The 7,071-nt window shown below is 71.0% G+C and carries 7 protein-coding genes; 4 read left to right on the plus strand and 3 right to left on the minus strand.

The window, feature by feature from the left end:
* Nucleotides 1-121: 121 nt before the first annotated feature.
* Nucleotides 122-1,558: a multidrug transporter subunit MdtD gene (mdtD, locus tag C5F75_RS05010; protein WP_059578356.1), complete on the minus strand. Its 1,437-nt coding sequence runs from the start codon at nt 1,556-1,558 to the stop codon at nt 122-124.
* A 237-nt stretch (nt 1,559-1,795) separates the two neighbouring features.
* Between mdtD and C5F75_RS05020 the strand changes: the two genes are divergently transcribed.
* A complete protein-coding gene (locus C5F75_RS05020; protein WP_059578355.1) occupies nt 1,796-2,119 on the plus strand; it encodes a DUF2917 domain-containing protein in 324 nt (107 codons plus the stop codon).
* On the opposite strand, the gene C5F75_RS05025 is transcribed toward C5F75_RS05020, so the two are convergent.
* Nucleotides 2,092-3,324 carry a citrate/2-methylcitrate synthase gene (locus tag C5F75_RS05025; protein WP_059578352.1) on the minus strand — a complete coding sequence of 411 codons (1,233 nt, stop codon included), beginning with the start codon at nt 3,322-3,324 and terminating at the stop codon, nt 2,092-2,094. The two genes, C5F75_RS05020 and C5F75_RS05025, sit on opposite strands and share 28 nt — an antisense overlap.
* 140 nt (nt 3,325-3,464) lie before the next feature.
* On the opposite strand from C5F75_RS05025, the gene C5F75_RS05030 reads away from it, so the two are divergent.
* Nucleotides 3,465-4,856, plus strand: a complete 1,392-nt coding sequence (locus C5F75_RS05030) for a CoA transferase (protein ID WP_104011943.1) — start codon at nt 3,465-3,467, stop codon at nt 4,854-4,856.
* Between the two features lie 34 nt (nt 4,857-4,890).
* On the opposite strand, the gene C5F75_RS05035 is transcribed toward C5F75_RS05030, so the two are convergent.
* The gene (locus tag C5F75_RS05035) at nt 4,891-5,637 is read right to left on the minus strand and encodes a GntR family transcriptional regulator (protein ID WP_006489667.1); all 747 of its coding nucleotides are present in this window, start codon (nt 5,635-5,637) and stop codon (nt 4,891-4,893) included.
* Between the two features lie 167 nt (nt 5,638-5,804).
* Between C5F75_RS05035 and C5F75_RS05040 the strand changes: the two genes are divergently transcribed.
* Nucleotides 5,805-6,650, plus strand: a complete 846-nt coding sequence (locus tag C5F75_RS05040; protein WP_059578345.1) for an aldo/keto reductase — start codon at nt 5,805-5,807, stop codon at nt 6,648-6,650.
* Nucleotides 6,651-6,702: 52 nt separating this feature from the next.
* A partial coding sequence (locus C5F75_RS36675) for a hypothetical protein (protein ID WP_181035378.1) occupies nt 6,703-7,071 on the plus strand: 369 nt, incomplete at its 3' end.

A 7,071-nucleotide genomic window follows, 5' to 3' on the forward strand; every position in this document is an offset into this window, starting at 1 on the left:
CAAGAAGCATGCACGGCGGCATGGCACCGTGTACGGCCGCCCGGCGCGGCCGGTACGCGCGCGGCCGGGTCGCGTTGCACCGCGATGGTGCGCGCCGGCCCGATTCGGCGCGCGCCGCGCGTCACGCGCGCTCGGACGGGTCGGTCTTGCGCGCCGGGCCGCGGATCTCGGGCGCGAGCTGCGCGAAGATCCACGCGGACGCGGCCGTGATGATCCCGACGCAGATGAACGTCGCGTGGAACGCCGGCAGCGTGTTGCTCGGCGTCACGGTGCGCAGCATGCCGGTGAACGTCGCCAGCAGCGCGCCGGCGACCGTGACGCCAAGGCTCATCGACAGCATCTGCACGAGCGAGAACAGGCTGTTGCCGCTGCTCGCGCCGCCGGTGCCGAGATCCTTCAGCGTCAGCGTGTTCATCGCGGTGAACTGCATCGAGTTGAAGCCGCCGAACAGCGCGAGATGCACGACCTTCACCCACACCGGCACCGTGTCGCGCATCAGCGCGAAGCTTGCCATCATCACGCCGACCATGATCGTGTTCGCGAGCAGCACCTTCCGATAGCCGTGCTGCGTGATCAGCCGCGTGATGATCCGCTTCGAGAACATGCCGGCCGCCGCGACCGGCAGCATCATCAGCCCGGCCTCGAATGCCGAGTAGCCGAGGCTCACCTGCAGCAGCAGCGGGATCAGGTACGGCATCGCGCCGCTGCCGATCCGCGCGAACAGGTTGCCGAGCAGCCCGACGCTGAACGTGTGGATCTTGAACAGCTCGAGCGAGAAGATCGGCTGCGGCGCGCGCACCGCGTACAGCCCGTACGCGACGAAGCACGCGAGGCTCAGGACCAGCAGCACCAGCACGGCCGCGTGCTGCATGCCGAGATCGGCGAGCCCGTCGAGCGACAGCGAGATCGCGACCATGCCGATCGTCAGCAGCAGATAGCCCTTCAGGTCGAAGCGGCCGGCGGCCGGGTTGCGCGAATCGGGCATCGAATAGAAGGTCGCGATGCAGCCCGCGACGCCGACCGGCACGTTGATCAGGAAAATCCAGTGCCACGACGCGATCTTCACGAGCCAGCCGCCGAGCGTCGGCCCGATCAGCGGGCCGATCAGGCCCGGAATCGCGACGAACGACAGCGCGGGCAGGTAGCGCTCGGCCGGAAACGTGCGCAGCACCGCGAGCCGCCCGACCGGCAGCAGCATCGCGCCGCCGACGCCCTGCACGACGCGGAACGCGACGAGTTGCGTCAGCGTATGCGCGTTCGCGCACAGCAGCGAGCCGAGCGAGAACACCAGGATCGCGCTGAAGAACACGCGTCGCGTGCCGAACGTGTCGGCGAGCCAGCCCGACACGGGGATCATCACCGCCATCGTCAGCGAGTACGCGATCACGACCGATTGCATCCGCAGCGGCGATTCGCCGAGGCTCGCGGCCATCGACGGCAGCGCCGTGTTGACGATCGTCGCGTCGAGCGTCTGCATGAAGAAGCCCGTCGCAACGAGCCAGAGCATCACGGTGAGGTTTTTTTCGCCGGGAGCGGCGGCGGGCGGGCGTTGGAACATGAGGGCGGGGTGGTGGCGCGGGACAGCCGACATTGTAGGGAAAGCCGCCGCGCCGTGCAGGTTCGGGGCGATATGTGATGCGGCCCGACTCGACCTCGGCCGGCCGTGCCACGGGAAGCCTGTCCCCGTCGGGCGGCCAGTACAGTTCAGCCGAAAGCGTCTGCTGCCGTATCTGTCCGTGTGCCGCCTCCGTCCGAAATACTGGTGTCGTCGAACCCGTGCGACCAGGAGGCTGCCATGCGCGAACTGCGACTTTACGTGATGGACGGCGACGAGCCGGCCGGCCGGTGGCGGATCGTCGATCTCACGCTGCTCGAAGTGGCCGAAGGCGACGTGTGGGTGACCGTCGAGGGCCGGCCCGACGATCACTGGCTGGGTGCGGGCGCATCGCTGACGTTGCTGCCCGGCATGCGCGCGTGGGTCGGCGCCGGGCCGCGCGGCGCGACGTTCGCGTTCGGCCCGCTCGCGGCGCCGGCCGTGCGCTCAGCGTCCGCGTGGTGGCGTCCGTTCGCCGCGTGGCGTCACGGCCGGCGTCACACGGCCGCGTCGCTGCCGACGTAGCGTGCGCGTGGCCGGATCAGCTTTCCGTCCGCGTACTGTTCGAGCGCGTGCGCGATCCAGCCGGCCGTGCGGCCGGCCGCGAACAGCGTGAACGCCGCGCCGTCGGGCAGTGCGAGCGTGCGCTCCAGCACCGCGAGCGCGAAATCGATCGCCGGCCGCAGGCCCGTCGCCGCTTCGACGCGCGCGGCGAGCGCGCGCGCCACGCGCAGCGCCGGCCGCTCGGGCGCCGCCGCGTGCAGCGCATCGAGCAGCGCCCGGGCGCGCGGATCGCCGTCGGGGTATAGCGGGTGCGCGAAGCCGGACAGGGCCGTGCGGCCGCCGTCCGCGCGTTCGTCGTGCGCGAGCCGCAGCGCGAGGTAGCGATCGAGATCGGCGGCACGGGCCGCTTCGTCGAGCAGCGTGCCCGCGCGGAACGTCTCGCCGCCGTGACGCGGCCCCGACAGCGCCGCGAGCCCGCCGGAGATCGCGCCGAACAGATGGGTGCCGGTCGACGCGATGCAGCGCACCGCGAAAGTCGACGGATTCAGTTCGTGATCGGCGCACAGCACGAGCGCGCGCCGCAGCAGGTCGGCTTCGGCGCGCCGTCGCACGCGCCACGCGGCCGCGAGCTGCCGGTGCACGGGCGCGTCGCCCGGCGCGATGCCGGCGAGCGCGGCCGTCGCGACGCGCAGCAGCAACGCGGCGGAATCGAGCTGTGCATCGCGCCCCTGCGCCCACAGGCGCGGCAGCGATGCAGCCGCGGCCGGCAGCAGCACCAGCGCGCGTTCGAGCGGCGCGAGCGGCGCCCAGCGATGGGCCCAGTCGCGCCACTGCGCCGCGTCGAAACCGGTCGATGCGAGCGACGCGGCGGCCAGCCGCGCGGGCGGACAATCCCACAGCCGCGCGGCCGTTTCCTCAAGTGTCGCCGTATCGGCCAGCGCGATCGCATCCGCGCCGCGATAGCGCAGGCGGCCGTCGGCGATCTGCGTGATCCGCGATTCCAGGACCGGCACGCCCCAGTCGAGCGAACGTTCGGCGACACCGCCCGCGCGCTTCGCGTCGGCGCGGCGGCGCGCGAGCAGGCGCACTTCGTCGGCGTCGTAGCGGCGGCGCTTGGTCGCGCCGTCGGGCAGCGAGCGCAGCAGGCCGCGGCTCACGTATGCATAGAGGGTGCTCACGCTGACGCCGAGCATGCCGGCGGCTTCCTGCGCACTGAGGGACGTCATGCCGGTTGCTCCTGTCGCCGCGCATGAAGCGCGGAACCGCTACAACTATTCGTTATGTATTGATTCGCGCAATCAAGATTGATCGCGCCTGTCGCGAATTCTAGACTCGATTCCGTCTCCTCAACGGTATCTCCTTCACCATGACACCCGAATCCGCATTGGCGCATCTTTGGCAACTCGCACACGGCGAGCGCGACGCGCTGGCTCGCACGACCGTGACCGGGGAGGACCCGACGTTGCCGTCGACGTTTCATGTGGGCACGCTTGCCGCCGCGACGATCGCCGCGGCTGCGCTCGCGGCAGCCGAATGCCATCGGCTGCGCACGGGCGTGGCGCAATCGGTCGACGTGTCGGTGCGCGACGCGCTCGTGGCGTTTCGCAGCGAACGCTACCTGCGCGTGGACGACGGGCCGCCGCCCGAGTTGCGTCATCCCGTCACCGGCTTCTTCGAGACGGGCGACGGACGCTGGATTCAGCTGCACGCGAATTTCCCGCATCACCTGCACGGCATTCTCGACGTGCTCGGCTGCGGCCCGCAGCCGGCCGACGTCGCCGCGGCGATTCGCACGTGGGACGGCGCGGCGCTCGATACCGCGCTGGCCGACGCCGGCCTGTGCGCGGCATTGATCAGAACGCCTGACGAATGGGCGGCGCACGAGCAGGCGCGCGCGATCGCGTCGCTGCCGCTGTTCGAGATCGAGCGGATCGGTGACGCGCCGCCCGAGCCGATCGGCCGCGGCGAGGGCGGCCGGCCGCTGGCCGGCGTGCGCGTGCTCGATCTCACGCGCATCATCGCGGGGCCGGTCGCGGGCCGCACGCTGGCGTCGCATGGCGCGCAGACGCTGCTCGTCAACGGCCCGCACCTGCCGAACATCGCGCCGCTCGTGATCGACAACGGACGCGGCAAGCGCTCGACGTGGATCGATCTGCGCGACGCGGCAGGCGTCGATACGCTGCACGCGCTGGCGCGCGAGACGGACGTGTTTCTGCAGTCGTACCGGCCCGGCGCGCTCGCCGCGCGCGGGTTCGCGCCGCGGGCGCTGGCCGAGCGGCGGCCCGGCATCGTCTACGTGTCGGTGTCGGCGTACGGGCACGCCGGGCCGTGGGCGAAGCGGCGCGGGTTCGACAGCCTCGTGCAGTCGGCGAGCGGAATCGCATGGCACGAGCAGCAGGCCGCGCAGGCGAGCGGGCCGCGCCATCTGCCATGCCAGGCGCTCGACCATGCAACGGGGTATCTCGCGGCGTTCGGCGCGATGATCGCGCTCGCCCGGCGGGCGCGCGAAGGGGGAAGCTGGCACGTGCGGACGTCGCTCGCGCAGACGGGGCGCTGGCTGCAGTCGTTCGGCGCCGTGCCGGGCGGGCTGCACGCGCCCGATCTCGCGCTGGCCGACGTGCGCGACCGGATCGAGCGCGTCGCGTCGCCGTTCGGCGTGCTCGACACCGTGCGGCCGGCCGAGCGGTTGTCGGCGACGCCGCCGTCGTTCGCGCGTCCGCCCGTGCCGCTCGGCACCGACGACGCGCGCTGGTTGTGAGCGCTGGTTGTGAGCGCCGGCGCCTCGCCTCGCGTTACTTGCGCAGCTCGACGACGAAATCGTAGTAGTCGTTTCGGCAGTAGGTATCGGTCAGTTCGATCGCGCGCTGGTCGGACGTATAGCCGATCCGCGTGATCAGCAGCAGGGCGTCGTGCGGGGCGATGCCCATCTGTTCGGCGATCTCGTCGGTCGCGTTGACCGCGCGGAAATGCTGCAGCGCGCGCACGATCGGCGTGCCGCGCGCTTCGAGATAGCTGTACAGCGAGCCGACGATCGCCTGCGGATCGGGAATCAGCGTCGCGGGGAACGTCGAGTTCTCGACGGCCATCACGATGCCGTCGGCCAGGCGCAGACGTTTCAGCCGCGTAACCGATGCGGCCGGCGACAGCCCGAGCTGGATCACTTCGTCGCGGTTGGCCGGCTGGATTTCGCGCGCGAGCCACTGCGAGCTCGGCTTGAAGCCGCGGCGCTCGAGCATTTCGCTGAAGCTCGACAGCCGCGACAGCGGATCCTCGTAGCGCGGCTGGATGAAGTTGCCCGCGCCCTGCGTGCGGCGGATCAAGCCTTGCTCGACGAGCAGCGCGATCGCCTTGCGCGCGGTGATGCGCGACACGCCGAGCGCTTCGGACAACACACGCTCGGAAGGCAGCGCTTCGCCGGCCGTCCAGCGGTTGTCGTGGATTGCATCGCCGAGCTTGCGGGCGAGCTGCAGGTAGAGCGGCGTATCGTTGTCGGGGTCGGGGCGCAGGTCCTGCCAGCGGTCGTCCGTGGGTGCCTTCATACAATGGGTATCGATCAGGTTGCGGCCATTCTAAGTCATCATGCCGTGCCGTTATAGCCGGTTTTTGCCGCGTAACAGGCCGGAGGCGTACCGATTGACTACACTGATGCGTCGTATCCGATGCTTCGGCCGCGGTGCGCGGCCACGAATCCGCAACGAGGAAACGCATGACAGACACGATCGCCACGGTCGTCTTGCCGAACGGCGAGACGATTCCGAAGCTGGGCCTGGGCACCTGGGAAATGGGCGAGCGGCCGGCGCGGCGCGCGGACGAGATCGCCGCGCTGCGCGAGGGCGTCGAACTCGGGATGACGCTGGTCGATACGGCCGAGATGTATGGCGACGGCGCGACCGAGGAACTGGTCGGCGACGCACTCGCGGGCCTGCGCGACGACGTGTTCCTCGTCAGCAAGGTCTATCCGCACCATGCGAGCCGGCGTGGGGTCGTCGCCGCGTGCGACGCGAGCCTCAAGCGCCTGCGTACCGATCGCCTCGACCTGTATCTGCTGCACTGGCGCGGTTCGGTGCCGCTCGAGGAAACGGTCGAGGGTTTCGACGCGTTGCAGCGTGCTGGCAAGATTCGCCACTGGGGCGTGAGCAACTTCGATACGGCCGACATGGCCGAACTCGTCGACGAGGCGGGCGGTGGTGCGTGCGCCACCAACCAGATTCTCTACAACATCGCGCGACGCGGCCCGGAATTCGACCTGCTGCCGTGGCTGGCCGAGCGCCGGATACCGGCGATGGCATACAGTCCGGTCGATCACGGGCGGCTGCCGAAACGCTCGCCGCTCGACGAGATCGCGCGGCTGCGCGGCGTGTCGGTGATGCGCGTCGCGCTGGCATGGGTGCTCGCGCAGCCGGGTGTATTCGCGATTCCGAAGGCGTCGCGAATCGAGCACGTGCGCGACAACCGCGCCGCGCTCGATGTCGTGTTGAGCGATGACGAGCGCGTGCAGCTTGACGCGTATTTCCGTCCGCCGCGCAGCAAGCGCGCGCTCGAGATGCTCTGACCCCGGGCAACGCCTGGGGTCAGTGGTTGCCGCCGGGCGATCCGCCGTTGCCGTGACCGCCGCCGTTGCCGCGACCGCCACCGTTGCCGTTGCCGACACCGTTGGCCCCGCCGTTGCCGGCGCCTCCACTGCCATTGCCGTTACCGTTGCCGCCGCCATTGCCGTGGCCGCCGGTGCCATTGGCGCCGCCGCTCCCGCCGCCGTTACCGTTTCCGCCGTTGCCGTGACCGCCGCCGCCGTTGCCGTTGCCGCCGCCATTGCCATGGCCTCCGCCGCCAGCACCGCCGCCACCAGCACCGCCGCCGCCAGCACCGCCGCCGCCAGCACCGCCGCCGCCAGCACCGCCGCCACCGCCGCCACCGCCGCCACCGCCACCGCCGCCACCGCCACCGCCACCGCCACCGCCACCGCCACCGCCACC

The sequence above is a fragment of the Burkholderia anthinoferrum genome (assembly GCF_002925705.1).
Taxonomy (GTDB): Bacteria; Pseudomonadota; Gammaproteobacteria; order Burkholderiales; family Burkholderiaceae; genus Burkholderia; species Burkholderia semiarida.

Coding starts and splice junctions, on each gene's coding strand:
- mdtD (WP_059578356.1), bottom strand. CDS start 1,558: ATGTTCCAACGCCCGCCCGCCGCCGCTCCCGGCGAAAAAAACCTCACC.
- C5F75_RS05020 (WP_059578355.1), top strand. CDS start 1,796: ATGCGCGAACTGCGACTTTACGTGATGGACGGCGACGAGCCGGCCGGC.
- C5F75_RS05025 (WP_059578352.1), bottom strand. CDS start 3,324: ATGACGTCCCTCAGTGCGCAGGAAGCCGCCGGCATGCTCGGCGTCAGC.
- C5F75_RS05030 (WP_104011943.1), top strand. CDS start 3,465: ATGACACCCGAATCCGCATTGGCGCATCTTTGGCAACTCGCACACGGC.
- C5F75_RS05035 (WP_006489667.1), bottom strand. CDS start 5,637: ATGAAGGCACCCACGGACGACCGCTGGCAGGACCTGCGCCCCGACCCC.
- C5F75_RS05040 (WP_059578345.1), top strand. CDS start 5,805: ATGACAGACACGATCGCCACGGTCGTCTTGCCGAACGGCGAGACGATT.